General features: G+C 68.3%; 16 protein-coding genes and 1 pseudogene. 15 read left to right on the top strand and 2 right to left on the bottom strand.

Annotated features, from left to right (window positions below; translation table 11 throughout):
* Window positions 1-193 (bottom strand): 50S ribosomal protein L4 (gene rplD, locus A5714_RS25740; protein ID WP_369829474.1); only part of this gene is annotated, 193 nt, incomplete at its 3' end.
* Here rplD (A5714_RS25740) and rplD (A5714_RS24090) point away from each other — a divergent pair.
* From rplD (A5714_RS24090) to A5714_RS24040, 11 genes and pseudogenes are all read left to right on the top strand, one after another.
* A pseudogene (rplD, locus tag A5714_RS24090) lies at window positions 179-580 on the top strand (50S ribosomal protein L4); the annotation flags it as partial. The gene rplD (A5714_RS25740) and the pseudogene rplD (A5714_RS24090) sit on opposite strands and share 15 nt — an antisense overlap.
* On the top strand, window positions 581-883 hold the full coding sequence (rplW, locus tag A5714_RS24085; RefSeq protein ID WP_068073423.1) for a 50S ribosomal protein L23: 303 nt from the start codon (window positions 581-583) through the stop codon (window positions 881-883).
* Between the two features lie 27 nt (window positions 884-910).
* Window positions 911-1753, top strand: coding sequence for a 50S ribosomal protein L2 (gene rplB, locus A5714_RS24080; RefSeq protein ID WP_068073421.1), 843 nt, complete (start codon window positions 911-913; stop codon window positions 1751-1753).
* A 9-nt stretch (window positions 1754-1762) separates the two neighbouring features.
* Entirely contained in the window at window positions 1763-2044 is a 282-nt protein-coding gene (rpsS, locus tag A5714_RS24075; RefSeq protein ID WP_006245110.1) for a 30S ribosomal protein S19, read from the top strand.
* The gene (rplV, locus tag A5714_RS24070) at window positions 2041-2574 is read left to right on the top strand and encodes a 50S ribosomal protein L22 (protein ID WP_068289675.1); all 534 of its coding nucleotides are present in this window, start codon (window positions 2041-2043) and stop codon (window positions 2572-2574) included. The genes rpsS and rplV overlap by 4 nt, the downstream gene beginning before the upstream one ends.
* Window positions 2574-3410 (top strand): 30S ribosomal protein S3, encoded by an 837-nt coding sequence (gene rpsC / locus A5714_RS24065; protein WP_068073417.1) that lies wholly within the window; start codon window positions 2574-2576, stop codon window positions 3408-3410. Before rplV ends, rpsC begins: the two co-directional genes overlap by 1 nt.
* A 3-nt stretch (window positions 3411-3413) precedes the next feature.
* The gene (gene rplP, locus A5714_RS24060) at window positions 3414-3830 is read left to right on the top strand and encodes a 50S ribosomal protein L16 (protein WP_068073415.1); all 417 of its coding nucleotides are present in this window, start codon (window positions 3414-3416) and stop codon (window positions 3828-3830) included.
* Window positions 3830-4063: a 50S ribosomal protein L29 gene (rpmC, locus tag A5714_RS24055; protein ID WP_068073413.1), complete on the top strand. Its 234-nt coding sequence runs from the start codon at window positions 3830-3832 to the stop codon at window positions 4061-4063. Before rplP ends, rpmC begins: the two co-directional genes overlap by 1 nt.
* The gene (gene rpsQ / locus A5714_RS24050; RefSeq protein ID WP_068073411.1) at window positions 4063-4359 is read left to right on the top strand and encodes a 30S ribosomal protein S17; all 297 of its coding nucleotides are present in this window, start codon (window positions 4063-4065) and stop codon (window positions 4357-4359) included. Before rpmC ends, rpsQ begins: the two co-directional genes overlap by 1 nt.
* A 93-nt stretch (window positions 4360-4452) precedes the next feature.
* Window positions 4453-6813: an arylsulfatase gene (locus A5714_RS24045; protein ID WP_068289679.1), complete on the top strand. Its 2361-nt coding sequence runs from the start codon at window positions 4453-4455 to the stop codon at window positions 6811-6813.
* Between the two features lie 137 nt (window positions 6814-6950).
* On the top strand, window positions 6951-7877 hold the full coding sequence (locus A5714_RS24040; RefSeq protein ID WP_068073409.1) for a DUF4436 domain-containing protein: 927 nt from the start codon (window positions 6951-6953) through the stop codon (window positions 7875-7877).
* Window positions 7878-7919: 42 nt separating this feature from the next.
* Here the strand turns inward: A5714_RS24040 and pstS are convergent, their stop codons facing one another.
* Window positions 7920-9047 carry a phosphate ABC transporter substrate-binding protein PstS gene (gene pstS / locus A5714_RS24035; RefSeq protein ID WP_068289672.1) on the bottom strand — a complete coding sequence of 376 codons (1128 nt, stop codon included), beginning with the start codon at window positions 9045-9047 and terminating at the stop codon, window positions 7920-7922.
* 219 nt (window positions 9048-9266) lie between these two features.
* Here pstS and A5714_RS24030 point away from each other — a divergent pair, with 219 nt between their 5' ends.
* The 4 genes from A5714_RS24030 to A5714_RS24015 all read left to right on the top strand — a co-directional run.
* On the top strand, window positions 9267-10157 hold the full coding sequence (locus tag A5714_RS24030) for a formylglycine-generating enzyme family protein (RefSeq protein WP_068073404.1): 891 nt from the start codon (window positions 9267-9269) through the stop codon (window positions 10155-10157).
* A 232-nt stretch (window positions 10158-10389) separates the two neighbouring features.
* Entirely contained in the window at window positions 10390-11301 is a 912-nt protein-coding gene (locus tag A5714_RS24025) for a DUF4436 domain-containing protein (protein WP_068073402.1), read from the top strand.
* A 173-nt stretch (window positions 11302-11474) separates the two neighbouring features.
* The gene (locus A5714_RS24020) at window positions 11475-12410 is read left to right on the top strand and encodes a DUF4436 domain-containing protein (protein WP_082959943.1); all 936 of its coding nucleotides are present in this window, start codon (window positions 11475-11477) and stop codon (window positions 12408-12410) included.
* Window positions 12411-12450: 40 nt separating this feature from the next.
* The coding region (locus A5714_RS24015; protein WP_156747479.1) for a DUF222 domain-containing protein at window positions 12451-13217 on the top strand (767 nt) is incomplete at its 3' end.

The raw sequence follows: 13217 nt of genomic DNA, 5'->3' as shown, positions 1-13217 counted from the left end.
GGGCCGCGGCGGCGATCATCTTCTTGGGCGTGCGCTGGGCGTAATCACGCGGCTGCGGGCCGTGCACCACGCCACCACCGGTGAACTGCGGGGCCCGCGTCGAACCCTGACGGGCGCGACCGGTTCCCTTTTGCCGGTAGGGCTTACGGCCACCACCGCTGACGTCGCCACGCGTCTTGGTGGCGTGGTGCACGGCCCGCAGCCGCGTGATTACGCCCAGCGCACGCCCAAGAAGATGATCGCCGCCGCGTTGCGTGGCGCGTTGTCGGACCGGGCCCGCAACGGCCGTATCCACGCGGTGACCGAACTGGTGTCCGGCCAGACGCCGTCCACCAAGAACGCCAGGGCGTTCCTGGGCACGCTCACCGAGCGCAAGCAGGTGCTGGTCGTGATCGGGCGCAGCGACGAGGCCGGCGTCAAGAGCGTGCGCAACCTGCCGGGTGTGCACATCCTGGCGCCCGACCAGCTCAACACCTACGACGTGCTGCGCTCCGACGACGTGGTGTTCAGCGTTGAGGCGCTCAACGCCTACATCGCCGCCCACAGCGGGACGGCGAGCACCGAGGAGGTTTCGGCTTAGATGGCGACCGTAACGGACCCCCGCGACATCATCCTGGCTCCGGTCATCTCGGAGAAGTCGTACTCGCTGCTCGACGACAACGTGTACACGTTCGTGGTGCACCCCGACTCGAACAAGACGCAGATCAAGATCGCCATCGAGAAGATCTTCGCCGTCAAGGTCGCGTCGGTGAACACCGCGAACCGGCAGGGCAAGCGCAAGCGCACCCGCACCGGCTACGGCCAGCGCAAGAGCACCAAGCGCGCCATCGTCACGCTGGCGCCCGGTAGCAAGCCGATCGACCTGTTCGGGGCGCCGGCGTAGCCGCGCGAGAGGAAGAGCTGATTAGACATGGCAATTCGTAAGTACAAGCCGACGAGCCCCGGCCGCCGCGGCTCCAGCGTCTCCGACTTCGGCGAGATCACTCGTTCGGAGCCCGAGAAGTCGTTGGTGCGCCCGCTGCACGGTCACGGTGGCCGCAACGCGCATGGCCGCATCACGACCCGACACAAGGGTGGCGGCCACAAGCGCGCCTACCGGGTGGTCGACTTCCGTCGCAACGACAAGGACGGTGTCAACGCCAAGGTCGCGCACATCGAGTACGACCCGAACCGGACCGCCAACATCGCGCTGCTGCACTTCCTGGACGGCGAGAAGCGTTACATCATTGCGCCGCAAGGACTTTCGCAGGGCGACGTGGTGGAGTCCGGCGCGAACGCCGACATCAAGCCGGGCAACAACCTGCCGCTGCGCAACATCCCCGCCGGTACCGTCGTCCACGCCGTGGAGCTGCGGCCGGGCGGTGGCGCCAAGCTGGCGCGGTCGGCCGGATCGAGCATTCAATTGCTCGGTAAGGAAGGCACCTACGCGTCGCTGCGCATGCCCAGCGGTGAGATCCGCCGCGTCGACGTGCGCTGCCGCGCGACCGTCGGCGAGGTCGGCAACGCCGAGCAGGCGAACATCAACTGGGGCAAGGCCGGCCGGATGCGGTGGAAGGGCAAGCGCCCCTCCGTCCGCGGTGTCGTCATGAACCCGGTGGACCACCCGCACGGCGGTGGTGAGGGTAAGACCTCCGGTGGTCGCCACCCGGTGAGCCCGTGGGGCAAGCCCGAGGGCCGCACCCGCCACCCGAACAAAGCCAGCAACAAGCTCATCGTCCGGCGCCGTCGCACCGGCAAGAAGCACGGACGGTAGGAGTAACACATGCCACGCAGCCTGAAAAAGGGTCCGTTCGTCGACGACCACCTGCTCAAGAAGGTGGACGTCCAGAACGAGAAGAACACCAAGCAGGTCATCAAGACCTGGTCGCGGCGTTCGACGATCATCCCGGACTTCATCGGCCACACCTTTGCCGTGCACGACGGACGCAAGCACGTCCCGGTGTTCGTCACCGAGTCGATGGTCGGTCACAAGCTTGGTGAGTTCGCGCCCACTCGCACCTTCAAGGGACACATCAAGGACGACCGGAAGGCCAAACGGCGATGACCACCACCACCACTGAATTTCCTTCGGCGACCGCCGTCGCACGGTTCGTGCGGGTGTCGCCGACCAAGGCGCGCCGGGTCATCGACCTGGTGCGCGGCAAGTCGGTGGCCGACGCGCTCGACATCTTGCGCTGGGCCCCGCAGGCCGCCAGCGAGCCGGTGGCCAAGGTGATCGCCAGCGCCGCCGCCAACGCGCAGAACAACAACGGGCTGGACCCGGCGACCCTGGTGGTGGCCACGGTCTACGCCGACGGCGGCCCGACCGCCAAGCGGATCCGCCCGCGCGCCCAGGGCCGCGCGTTCCGCATCCGCAAGCGCACCAGCCACATCACGGTCGTGGTGGAGAGCCGCCCGTCGAAGGACGAGCGGTCGGCGAAGTCGACCCGCGCCCGTCGCGCCGAGGCGAGCAAGGCGGCCGCGAAGGCCCCGGCCAAGAAGGCGGCCGCCAACAAGGCGCCCGCCAAGAAGGCCGCACCGAAAGCGCAAGCCACGACTGCTGAGACTTCTGACGCGAAGGGAGGCTCAGAGTAGTGGGCCAGAAGATCAATCCGCACGGCTTCCGGCTGGGTATCACCACGGACTGGAAGTCCCGCTGGTACGCCGACAAGCAGTACGCGGACTACGTCAAGGAAGACGTCGCCATCCGCAAGCTGCTGTCCACCGGCCTGGAGCGGGCCGGCATCGCCGACGTGGAGATCGAGCGCACCCGCGACCGGGTTCGCGTCGACATCCACACCGCGCGCCCCGGCATCGTCATCGGCCGGCGCGGCACCGAGGCCGACCGCATCCGCGCGGACCTGGAGAAGCTGACCGGCAAGCAGGTTCAGCTCAACATTCTCGAGGTGCGCAACCCGGAGTCGCAGGCGCAGCTGGTGGCCCAGGGGGTTGCCGAGCAGCTGAGCAACCGCGTGGCGTTCCGCCGCGCCATGCGCAAGGCCATCCAGTCGGCGATGCGCCAGCCCAACGTCAAGGGCATCCGGGTGCAGTGCTCCGGCCGCCTGGGCGGCGCCGAGATGAGCCGCTCGGAGTTCTACCGCGAGGGCCGGGTGCCGCTGCACACCCTGCGCGCCGACATCGACTACGGCCTCTACGAGGCCAAGACGACGTTCGGCCGGATCGGCGTCAAGGTGTGGATCTACAAGGGCGACATCGTCGGCGGTAAGCGCGAGTTGGCCGCCGCGGCCCCCGCGGGCGCCGACCGGCCGCGCCGCGAGCGCCCGTCGGGCACCCGTCCGCGGCGCAGTGGCGCGTCGGGCACCACGGCGACCAGCACCGAGGCGGGCCGCGCCGCCGCGAGCGCCGAAGAGAACACCGCGGCCGCCGCGCCCGCCGAGGCCGCTGCAGAACCGCAAACCACGGAGAGCTGAATCATGTTGATTCCCCGCAGGGTTAAACACCGCAAGCAACACCACCCCCGCCAGCGCGGCATCGCCAGCGGCGGCACGGCGGTGAACTTCGGTGACTACGGCATCCAGGCCCTGGAGCACGCCTACGTCACCAACCGGCAGATCGAATCGGCGCGTATCGCCATCAACCGGCACATCAAGCGTGGCGGCAAGGTGTGGATCAACGTGTTCCCCGACCGTCCGCTGACCAAGAAGCCCGCCGAAACCCGGATGGGTTCGGGTAAGGGCTCGCCGGAGTGGTGGGTGGTCAACGTCAAGCCCGGCCGGGTGCTCTTCGAGCTGAGCTACCCCAACGAGCAGATCGCCCGCGCCGCGCTCACCCGCGCGATCCACAAGTTGCCGATCAAGGCCCGCATCGTGACCCGAGAGGAGCAGTTCTGATGGCAGTCGGAACTTCGCCTGGCGAACTGCGTGAGCTCACCGAGGACGAGCTGACCGAGCGTCTGCGCGAATCCAAGGAAGAGCTGTTCAACCTGCGTTTCCAGATGGCGACCGGGCAGCTCACCAACAACCGCCGCCTGCGCACGGTGCGTCAGGAGATCGCGCGCGTGTACACGGTGCTGCGCGAACGTGAACTCGGCCTCGCCTCGGGCCCAGACGGTAAGGAAGCGTGATGGCAGAAGCGAAAGGCCCGAAGCACACCCCGGCCAGCCCGAAGAACCGCGGCCGCCGCAAGGTGCGCATCGGCTACGTCGTGAGCGACAAGATGCAGAAGACCATCGTCGTGGAGCTGGAAGACCGCGTTCGGCACCCGTTGTACGGCAAGATCATTCGCACCACCAAGAAGGTCAAGGCCCACGACGAGAACAGCACCGCCGGCATCGGTGACCGCGTCTCGCTGATGGAGACGCGCCCGACGTCGGCGACCAAGCGCTGGCGGCTCGTCGAAATCCTGGAGAAGGCCAAGTAAGGCCTCGGACAAGAGGCACCCCAACGCCCCATCCCGGGTGTAGTCTTCACGCGATGTTGCGCGGGTAAGTCCGCGACGAGAGTGGAGCTGGCGATGGCGACTGGTTCGGGGCAGTTCACGGGCAAGATCGAGCTCGACATCCGGGATTCCGAACCGGACTGGGGGCCCTTCGCCGCGCCGACGGCGCCGGAGAATTCGCCCAACGTCCTCTACCTCGTGTGGGACGACACCGGCATCGCCACCTGGGACTGCTTCGGCGGCCTGGTGCAGATGCCGGCGATGACCCGCATCGCCGACCGCGGCGTGCGGCTCTCGCAGTTCCACACGACTGCGCTGTGTTCGCCGACCCGGGCGTCGCTGCTGACCGGGCGCAACGCGACGACGGTGGGCATGGCCACCATCGAGGAGTTCACCGAGGGCTTCCCCAACGCCAACGGCCGCATCCCGTTCGACACCGCGCTGCTTTCGGAGGTCCTCGCCGAGCGCGGTTACAACACCTACTGTGTCGGCAAGTGGCACCTGACGCCGCTCGAGGAGTCGAACCTGGCGTCGACCAAGCGGCACTGGCCGAATTCCCGTGGCTTCGAACGGTTTTACGGGTTCATGGGCGGCGAGACCGACCAGTGGTACCCGGACCTGGTCTATGACAACCATCCCGTGAACCCGCCGGCCACGCCGGAGGACGGCTACCACCTGTCGAAGGACATCGCGGACAAGACCATCGAATTCATCCGCGACGCCAAGGTGATCGCCCCCGACAAGCCCTGGTTCAGCTACGTCTGCCCCGGCGCCGGCCACGCGCCCCACCACGTCTTCGCCGAGTGGGCCGACAAATACGCCGGCACGTTCGACATGGGCTACGAGCGGTACCGCGAGATCGTGCTGGAGCGGCAGAAGGCGCTGGGCATCGTCCCGGCGGACACCGAGCTCTCGCCGATCAACCCGTATGCCGACGTGCGCGGGCCGGGTGGCGAGCCGTGGCCCGCGCAGGACACCGTGCGGCCGTGGGACTCGCTGAACGACGAAGAGCAGAAGCTGTTTTCGCGAATGGCCGAGGTGTTCGCCGGTTTCTTGAGCTACACCGACGCCCAGATCGGGCGCATCCTGGACTACCTCGAGGAGTCGGGCCAGCTGGACAACACCATCATCGTGGTGATCTCCGACAACGGCGCCAGCGGTGAGGGCGGCCCCAACGGGTCGGTCAACGAGGGCAAGTTCTTCAACGGCTACATCGACACCGTCGAAGAGAGCATGAAGCTGTTCGACCACCTCGGCGGGCCGCAGACCTACAACCACTACCCCATCGGCTGGGCGATGGCGTTCAACACCCCCTATAAGCTGTACAAGCGCTACGCGTCGCACGAGGGCGGCATCGCCGACACCGCCATCATCTCCTGGCCGAACGGGATCGCCGCGCACGGCGAGACCCGCGACACCTACGTCAACGTTTGCGACATCACGCCGACCGTCTACGACCTGCTCGGCATGACGCCGCCCGAGACGGTGAAGGGCATCGCCCAGAAGCCGCTCGACGGCGTGAGTTTCAAGGCGGCGCTTGACGATCCCGCCGCCGACACCGGCAAGGCGACGCAGTTCTACACCATGCTGGGCACTCGCGGGATCTGGCATCGGGGCTGGTTCGCCAACACCGTGCACGCGGCCACCCCCGCGGGGTGGTCGCACTTCGAGGCCGACCGCTGGGAGCTGTTCCACATCGAGGCCGACCGCAGCCAGTGTCACGACCTGGCCGCCGACAACCCGGACAAACTGGAAGAGCTGAAGGCCCTGTGGTTTTCGGAGGCGGCCAAGTACAACGGGCTGCCGTTGTCGGACCTGAACATCTTAGAAACCATGACGCGGTCGCGGCCCTACCTTGCGGGCGACCGCACCAGCTACGTTTACTACCCGGACTGCGCCGACGTGGGCATCGGCGCGGCCGCCGAGCTGCGCGGCCGCTCCTTCTCGGTGTTGGCCGACGTCACCGTCGACACCACCGGCGCCGAGGGAGTCCTGTTCAAGCAGGGCGGCGCGCACGGCGGGCACGTGCTGTTCATCCAGGACGGGCGGTTGCACTACGTGTACAACTTCCTCGGCGAGCGCCAGCAAGAAGTCGCGTCGGCCGACGCTGTTCCGTTGGGCCGGCACCTGTTCGGCGCGAGTTACACCCGCACCGGCACCGTTGAGAACAGCCACACGCCGCTGGGCGACGTGACACTGTTTGTCGACGACACCGTCGTCGGCACCCTGTCCGGCGTCACGACGCACCCGGGAACCTTCGGGCTGGCCGGCGCCGGCATCACCGTCGGGCGCAACGGCGGATCGGGCGTGTCCTCGAAGTACAAGGCGCCGTTCACCTTTACCGGTGGCAGCATCGCCCACGTGACGGTGGACCTGTCCGGCCGGCCGTACACCGACGTGGAGACCGAGATCGCGTTGGCGTTCTCGCGCGACTGAGTCGGCAGGTCGGAAAGGGCCGACCCCAGCAAATCGGCGAGGGCCCCACCCGATCCGGATTGCGGCCACGTTTCGGCGGGGCGATTTTGCACCGAAAGGCCGCCCTGCACTGCTAGCATCTGGCCCGTGATGCCTCAATGACCGCCGCGCCCCCGGTTGCCCCCGCGGCCCCCGGTGCCCGAGGACGGCAAATCGCGATCGCCTTCGGGATCGTCGCCTCGCTCATCGTGATCTACGTGCTCTCGCTGATCGCCGTGCACCTGTTGGCGAAGTCGGCTCCGCCGCTCCCGGCGGTCGACCTGAGCAAGGTCGAAGCCGAGGACAGCGTCGTCCAGGTGCGCTTGGAGAAGCTGGACACGGTGGCGAACCGCCTGACCGTGAACGTCCTCGTCTACCCCAAGGACACGTTGTACGACAAGAACTTCGGCGTGCTGACCGCCGATACGGCCGTGCGGCTGTATCCCGACAACGACCTGGGTGACCTGCAGTACCCGGTCGGCAAGGCGCCGGCCCAGGTCAGCACCACGCTGGAGGCGCACGGCGACCCGGCGAACTGGCCGTTCGACACCTACCAGACCGAGGTCATCTCCGCCGACGTGTTCACCGGCTCGGGCCAGAACCGGGAGAAGGCCGCCGCCCGCCTCGAGGCGACCGGGAAGCTGGACGGCTGGGACGCGTCCGTCACCCGCGTGCACGACTCCGACGACGCCAACCCCGACGTCAAGGACGACATCATCATCACGCTGCACCGGGCAAAGGGGCCGTTGATCTTTGACGTCGGCATCTGCCTGGTCCTGATCACCTTGCCGGTGCTGGCGCTGTGGGTGGCCATCCCGATGGCGCTGGGCAGGACGTCGTTCATTCCGCCGTTCATCACCTGGTACGGCGCGATGCTGTTCGCCATCGTCCCGTTGCGCAACATCTTGCCGGGCAGCCCGCCGTACGGTTCGTGGATCGACCAGGCCATCGTCTTGTGGGTGTTGATCGGATTGGTCGCCGCGATGACCATCTTCATCACCGCCTGGTGGCGACATCGCGACCGAAAAACGCCGAAAAAGACGTGAGGCCAACCACTTTCGACGCGACCGCGGTGGACGGTGCCGGAATCACTCCGGGTTCTGCCCACCCACGGCGCTGATGGCGTCGACGGCGCTGGAAACCCGCGCCTGGAATTCGGGGGAGAGCGGGATGTACCCGTTCCTGGCGAGGTCGATCTGCCCGGGCCCGATGGCGGCCTGCAGGAAGGCCTTCACCGCGTTGGCCTCGTCGGCGTTGGGGTAGCGGGAGCAGACGATCTCGTAGGTCGCCAGGACGATCGGGTAGACGTCGGGCTGCGCGGGGTTGTAGAACGACGAGATGTCGAGCACCAGGTTGTTACCCGCGCCAATGATCTTGGCGCCCTTGATGGTTTTGCCGACCGTGTCGGTGCCGATCCGCACCGGGCGCAACGACCTGCGGCTCGCCGGCGTCTTGATCTCGGCGGCGTAGAGCCCCTGCTGCAGCGCGAACGACAACTCGTTGTAGCTGATGGCCCCCTCGGTGGACTTCACCGCACCGGCGGTGCCCTTGTTGCCGACGTAGCCGGTGCCGACGCCGCCGTTGAAGTTCTTGCTGGCGCCCTGTTTCCACGCGCCGCCGGAGGCCGCCTGCAGGTAGGCCTGGAAGTTGTCGGTGGTGCCCGACGCGTCGCTGCGGTAGACGACGTGGATGTCCTCCGCCGGCATGGCCGCATTGAGGGCGGTCAGCGCCGGGTCGTCCCAACGGGTGATGGTGCCGTTGAAGATCTTGGCCATCGTGGGGGCGTCGAGGACCAGTGAGTCGACGCTGCCGAGGTTGTAGGTGATCGCCATCGGGCCGAACACCACGGGCAGATTCCAGGCGTCGGCGCCGCCGCAGCGCTGCTTGGCGGCAGCGTACTGGTCGCCGCTCAGCGGTATGTCGGAGCCCGCGAAATCCGTTTTGCCCGCGAGGAAGTCGCTGACACCGTTGCCCGAGCCGTTGGCGTTGTAGTCGAGCGTCTGCCCGGAACACGCCTTGCGGTAGGCCTCGATGAACTTGGTCATCGCGTTGGCCTGGGCGGTCGAGCCGCTGGCCGCCAACGTCTGCCTGCCCCCGCAGTCCACCTTGGCGCCGGCGGTGTAGGCCAGGGCCGGGTGGGCGTCCTCGCTGCAGGCAGCGAGTATCGCCGCGGCCGCGACCATGCCAGCGGCTGCCAGCGGGCGGTTGCGCTTCACGTTGTTGCCTCCTAGACGGCTGGGCCTCGTCGACCGCGAGGATGCCCGGCGTCGGCGGCGAGCTCGGTGTCCGGCGCGGCGGGGCCACGCCGATCTCGACGTACGTCGACTTTTACCGGTACCGAATTAACTGGCAAACAAACGGCGGATGAACGGGTGCGCTGCCGATCCCGGCCGGGCGGGCGTAGGCGGCGCGGCGATCGGCCTACCCTGGACGGGGTGCACAGCGAGTTGGTCGATCTTCCCGGCGGATCCTTCCGCATGGGTTCGACCAGCTTCTACCCCGAGGAAGCGCCGGTGCACACCGTGACGGTGGCCGCCTTCGCCATCGAGCGGCATCTCGTGACCAACGCCCAATTCGCCCAATTCGTCTCGGCGACCGGCTATGTCACCGTCGCCGAGCAACCGATCGATCCCGCGCTGTACCCCGGGGCCAACCCGGACGACCTGAGCCCGGGCGCCATGGCGTTCCGCTCGACCGCCGGCCCCGTGGACCTGCGCGACTGGCGGCAGTGGTGGACCTGGGTGCCGGGCGCCCAGTGGCGCCACCCGTTCGGCCCGGAAAGCGACCTCACCGGCCGAGCCGACCACCCCGTCACGCAGGTGGCCTACCCGGACGCCGCGGCGTACGCGCGGTGGGCCGGGCGGCGACTGCCGTCCGAGGCCGAGTGGGAGTTCGCGGCCAGGGGCGGCGCCGCGACCACCTACCCGTGGGGGGACGAGACGCGCCCCGGCGGCCGCCTGATGGCCAACACGTGGCAGGGCAGCTTCCCCTACCGCAACGACGGCGCCCTCGGATGGGTGGGCACGTCGCCGATCGGCATGTTCCCGCCCAACGCGTTCGGGCTGCTCGACATGATCGGCAACGTCTGGGAGTGGACCGCCACCGAGTTCACCGCGCACCACCGCCCCGATCGGCCGCCGAAATCCTGCTGCGCGCCGGTGGGCCCGGCGAACCCAGGAGTGAGTCAGGCGCTCAAGGGCGGCTCGCATCTGTGCGCGCCGGAGTACTGCCACCGCTACCGGCCCGCCGCGCGGTCGCCGCAGTCACAGGACACGGCGACCACCCACATCGGATTTCGCTGCGCGGCCGACCGAACGTCGGATTAGGCCCGGTCGCCAGCAAACGGATCGTTCGATTTTCGTCGCACTTCGCGCGGGGAAAGCGACCGGTGGGTTACCGCCGAATGGACGGCGGATGACGGCATTTTCGTCACCGCGCGGGGCCGGTGTGGGTTCGCTAGCATCTGACCACGTGCCACCCCCGGACGAGCCGGATAACACCGGCGGGTCAGCCACGACCACCGAGGCGCCCGTGACGTCGGCCCCGCCGCCGCCCGACATGACGCCGCCGACGCCCGCGGCGAACAGACAACCGGCGCGACGGCCGCGCCTCGTGATCGGCGTCGTGGTGCTGGCTCTGGTCCTCACCGCCTACGTGCTGTCGCTGTTCGGCGTGCACTGGCTGCAGAAGTCGGAGGGCCCGCTGCCCCCGCTGGATCTCAGCCAGGGTGGGGGTGACGCGACGATCGTGCAGCTGCGGGTCGAGGAGTTGAAGCCCGTCACCAACCGGCTGTCGGTGGACGTGCTCGTCTATCCCGGAATCTCGGCTTACGACAACAGGTTCGACGTGCTGGGCACCGACGTCGCGGTGCGCTTGTACCCGACCAGCGACCTCGGCGACCTGCATTACCCCAAAGGGAAGGCGCCCGCCCAGGTCGCGACCACGGTGGAGGCGCACGGCGATCCCGGTGACTGGCCGTTCGACTCCTACCGCACCGAGCCGATCGCCGCCGACGCGTTCGTCGGGTCCGGTGACGCCCTGAAGAAGGTGCCCGCCCGGGTGGAAGTGACCGGATCGCTGGACGGCTGGGACATCACCGTCAACCGCGTGCACGACCCGGCGGCGCTGCCGACGTCGCGCACGGTCGACAACGGCAACGTCGTCATCACCCTGAAACGGGCGAAAGGGCCGTTGATCTTCGACCTGGGCATCTGCCTGGTCCTGGTCAGCCTGCCCACCCTGGCGTTGCTGGTCGCCATTCCGATGGCGCTGGGCAGACGCAAATTCCTGCCACCGTTCGCCACCTGGTACGCCGCGAACCTGTTCGCCATCGTGCCGCTGCGCAACATCCTGCCGGGCGCGCCGCCTCCCGGATCGTGGATCGACCAGGCGATCGTCCAGTGGGTGTTGATCGCGCTGGTGACGGCGATGAGCCTGTACATCTTCGCCTGGATCCGGCAAGGCGACTGACCCTTCCAGGTTTGGCGTGGCCGCGGCGTGTTAACGCTGGTCGCGGGGCATGTTAAGAACGTGTAGCGCAGGACTTCTGGGGCTGCTGGCAAACATTTGCCTTGCTAGCATCTGCCTTCGTGACCGTGCACCGGGACGTCAGCGTGGCGGCCGATCTTCGACCCGACGTGGCGATGTTTCGGCCCGCCGCCGCGGCCGTGGCGCCGCCCGCCCCCGCGGCCACCGAGAAGTCCGCGACCACCGCGAAGAAGGCGCGCCGCCGGCATCTCGTCCTCGACCTCTCCATCATCCTCGGCGTCGTCGTCATCTATCTGTTGTCCCTGTTCGGCTATCACTGGCTGGCGACCACGCCCGGGCCGTTGCCCGCGCCGGACGTGAACACCGCCGACGGCACCGTGGTCCTGGTGCGGTTCGAGCAGCTGCATCCCGTGGCGAATCGCCTGGACGTCAAAGTGCTTGTCATTCCGCAGGATTCGATGATCGACAAGCGGCTCAACGTGTTGAACACCGACACCTCGGTGCGGTTCTTCCCGCAGAACGACCTGGGTGACCTGCAGTATCCGGTGGGCAAGATGCCGGCGATGGTGGCGACCACCATCGAAGCGCACGGTGATCCGGGCGACTGGCCCTTCGACTCCTACCGCACCGACACCATCCAGGCGGATGTGTTGGTGGGCACCGGTGAGAACCGCGAGTATCGGCCCGGGCGCGTGGAGGTGACCGGCTCGCTGGACGGGTGGGACGTCACCGCGAATCGCGTGGTGCGCAACAAGAACGATCCCGATCGCCCCGACAACATCATCATCACGTTGCGTCGGGCCAAGGGCCCGTTGGTGTTCGACCTCGGCATCTGCCTGGTCTTGATCACCCTGCCGACGCTGGCTTTGTTCGTCGCGATCCAGATGCTGACCGGCCGGCGGCAGTTCCTGCCACCGTTCTCCACCTGGTACGCCGCGATGCTGTTCGCGGTCGTGCCCTTGCGCAACATCCTGCCCGGCACCCCGCCCGCCGGATCTTGGATCGACCAGTCGGTGGTGATCTGGGTGTTGATCGCCCTCGCCACCGCCCTGGTCCTCTACATCGCCGCGTGGTATCGGCACTCCAGCTGAGTGCCGAAGGTTGTCAGTGGCGTCCGGCATAATCGAACTTATGTTCGAAGATGTCCGAGCGCGGTTCGACGAGATGGTCGAGCGGCACTGCCCGACGCCCACGGCGGAGTCGGCCGCGTTGCTGGGACGCATCGGTGCGGCGGGGCGGGCGGAGAACCGGGCGGCGGCCGCGCAGCTGGTGGCCATCGGGGAGTTGTTCGGCTACCGGTTGGCGCGGTGCTCGGAGACCGAGGACTGGGCTGTGGACACCGAGGCGGCGGTGGCCGCGGAGGTGGGCGCGGCGCTGGGAATCAGTCTGGGCTTGGCGGCCAGCCGGCTGCGTTATGCCCGGGCGATGCGCGAGCGGCTGCCGCGGGTAGGGGCAGTGTTCGCCGCGGGGGACATCGACTACCGGACGTTCCAGACGGTGGTGTTCCGCACCGATCTGATCACCGATGCCCAGGTGTTGGCCGCGGTCGACGGGCAATTGGCCGCGCGGGCAGCGCGCTGGCCGTCGATGACGCACGGTCGCCTCGCCGCCGCGGTGGACCGGGTGGTGTGCCGCGCGGACGCCGACGCGGTGCGCCGCCGCCGCGAGCGCGCCGCGGGCCGCGAGATCTGGATCGGCGACGGCGGGGATGGGTTGGCCCGTATCGAAGGCAGCCTGTTGAGCCCGGACGGGCGCGCGCTCGACGCGCGCCTGGACGCGCTGGCCGCCACGGTGTGCGTCCACGACCCGCGGACTCGCGAGCAGCGCCGCGCCGATGCCCTGGGGGTGTTGGCGGCCGGGGCGGATCGAATGGGTTGTCGGTGCGGGCGCCGAGAATG

Origin of the sequence: Mycobacterium sp. E2462, assembly GCF_001672685.1 — a bacterium.
Classification (GTDB): Bacteria; Actinomycetota; Actinomycetes; order Mycobacteriales; family Mycobacteriaceae; genus Mycobacterium.
This window is presented reverse-complemented; position numbering and strand designations above follow the sequence as displayed.

Excerpts from the sequence above, each read along its gene's own strand:
- rplW (WP_068073423.1), top strand. The coding sequence starts at position 581 with ATGGCGACCGTAACGGACCCCCGCGACATCATCCTGGCTCCGGTCATC.
- rplB (WP_068073421.1), top strand. The coding sequence starts at position 911 with ATGGCAATTCGTAAGTACAAGCCGACGAGCCCCGGCCGCCGCGGCTCC.
- rpsS (WP_006245110.1), top strand. The coding sequence starts at position 1,763 with ATGCCACGCAGCCTGAAAAAGGGTCCGTTCGTCGACGACCACCTGCTC.
- rplV (WP_068289675.1), top strand. The coding sequence starts at position 2,041 with ATGACCACCACCACCACTGAATTTCCTTCGGCGACCGCCGTCGCACGG.
- rplP (WP_068073415.1), top strand. The coding sequence starts at position 3,414 with ATGTTGATTCCCCGCAGGGTTAAACACCGCAAGCAACACCACCCCCGC.
- rpmC (WP_068073413.1), top strand. The coding sequence starts at position 3,830 with ATGGCAGTCGGAACTTCGCCTGGCGAACTGCGTGAGCTCACCGAGGAC.
- rpsQ (WP_068073411.1), top strand. The coding sequence starts at position 4,063 with ATGGCAGAAGCGAAAGGCCCGAAGCACACCCCGGCCAGCCCGAAGAAC.
- A5714_RS24045 (WP_068289679.1), top strand. The coding sequence starts at position 4,453 with ATGGCGACTGGTTCGGGGCAGTTCACGGGCAAGATCGAGCTCGACATC.
- A5714_RS24040 (WP_068073409.1), top strand. The coding sequence starts at position 6,951 with ATGACCGCCGCGCCCCCGGTTGCCCCCGCGGCCCCCGGTGCCCGAGGA.
- A5714_RS24025 (WP_068073402.1), top strand. The coding sequence starts at position 10,390 with ATGACGCCGCCGACGCCCGCGGCGAACAGACAACCGGCGCGACGGCCG.
- A5714_RS24020 (WP_082959943.1), top strand. The coding sequence starts at position 11,475 with ATGTTTCGGCCCGCCGCCGCGGCCGTGGCGCCGCCCGCCCCCGCGGCC.